This window comes from Rhodobacter capsulatus (assembly GCF_003254295.1).
Classification (GTDB): domain Bacteria; phylum Pseudomonadota; class Alphaproteobacteria; order Rhodobacterales; family Rhodobacteraceae; genus Rhodobacter; species Rhodobacter capsulatus.
In genome coordinates, this window is record NZ_QKZO01000024.1 from 1 (window position 1) to 1208 (window position 1208).

At 60.9% G+C, this 1208-nt stretch carries 1 protein-coding gene; it reads right to left on the reverse strand.

From position 1 onward, the window contains the following. Positions 1-19: 19 nt before the first annotated feature. Positions 20-1140 (reverse strand): IS3 family transposase gene (locus LY44_RS17515; RefSeq protein ID WP_394325856.1). Its coding sequence is split into 2 segments (ribosomal slippage): positions 20-891 and positions 891-1140, totalling 1122 coding nucleotides; the frame shifts between segments, so codons are not numbered across the junction. Positions 1141-1208 lie beyond the last annotated feature (68 nt).

Consider the following 1208-nt stretch of genomic DNA (forward strand, 5'->3'; position numbering starts at 1 on the left):
CCCCCCGGTCGTCCCTCGTTCATAACGAGAGTCCTTGGGTTTGATAGTGGTCGGTTTCGGATTGCTCAAGCGCTCGGCGCGCTTCTGCCGGGGTCTGATTGCCCAGCGAGGAATGCGGCCTGACGTGGTTGTAGTCGTAGCGCCACAAGGCCAAGGTGCGCCGGGCATCGGCGAGGCTGTCGAAGATCTCCTCGTTGAGGCATTCGTCGCGTAGACTGCCGTTGAAGCTCTCGATAAAGCCGTTTTGCTGCGGCTTGCCGGGGTCGATGTAGTGCCACTCCACCTTGTTGACGTTCGCCCATTTCAAAATCGCCTTGCTTGTGAACTCGGTTCCATTGTCCGAGACAATGCAGTTGGGCTTGCCATAGATCCGGACCAGAGCATCAAGTTCGCGTGCCACCCTGGCCCCGGAAAGGCTCGTGTCTGCGATCAGGGCGAGGTTTTCGCGGCAGCAGTCGTCGTTTACGGCCAAAATGCGGAACTTGCGGCAAGCCCCGAACGTGTCGGACAGGAAGTCCAACGACCACCGCTGGTTCGGCCGCAGCGGCACTGGCATCGGCGTTCGACTGCCCCGTGCTCGTTTGCGGCCACGCCTGCGGCGCACCGACAAGCCTTCCTCGCGATAGATGCGGTAGAGCTTCTTTTCGTTCATGATCATGCCCTTGCGCTCGAGCAGGATGCCGACGCGCCGATAGCCGAAGCGACGGCGCTTCTCGACGATCTCGTGCATCGCCTCACGGATTTCCGGGTTATCGGGCGGCCTCTTTCGCCGCACCGTCTTCGGATCGACACCGATCAGGACGCAGGCCCGGCGCTGAGAGATCGGATGATCCTTCAGCGCCCGCAGCACCGCGTCCCGCCGTTGCATCGGCGTCGTCAGGGCTTTCCCAGCAGGTCCTTCAGAACCACATTGTCGAGCATAGCATCCGCCAGCAGGCGCTTGAGCTTCGCATTCTCGTCTTCGAGCTGCTTCAGCCGCTTGGCGTCGGACAGGTCCATCCCGCTATACTTGGCCTTCAGCTTGTAGAAGGTCGCGGGACTCAACCCGTGCTTTCGGCAGAGCTCGGAGGTCGGCAAACCAGCCTCCTGCTCTTTGATCATCCCGATGATTTGCGCCTCGGTGAAACGGCTTTTCCTCATGTCGTCTGCTCCTTCTCAGGTTGGGCAGACTCTACATCACAGCGAGGGAACTTCCGGGGGGCAGGTCA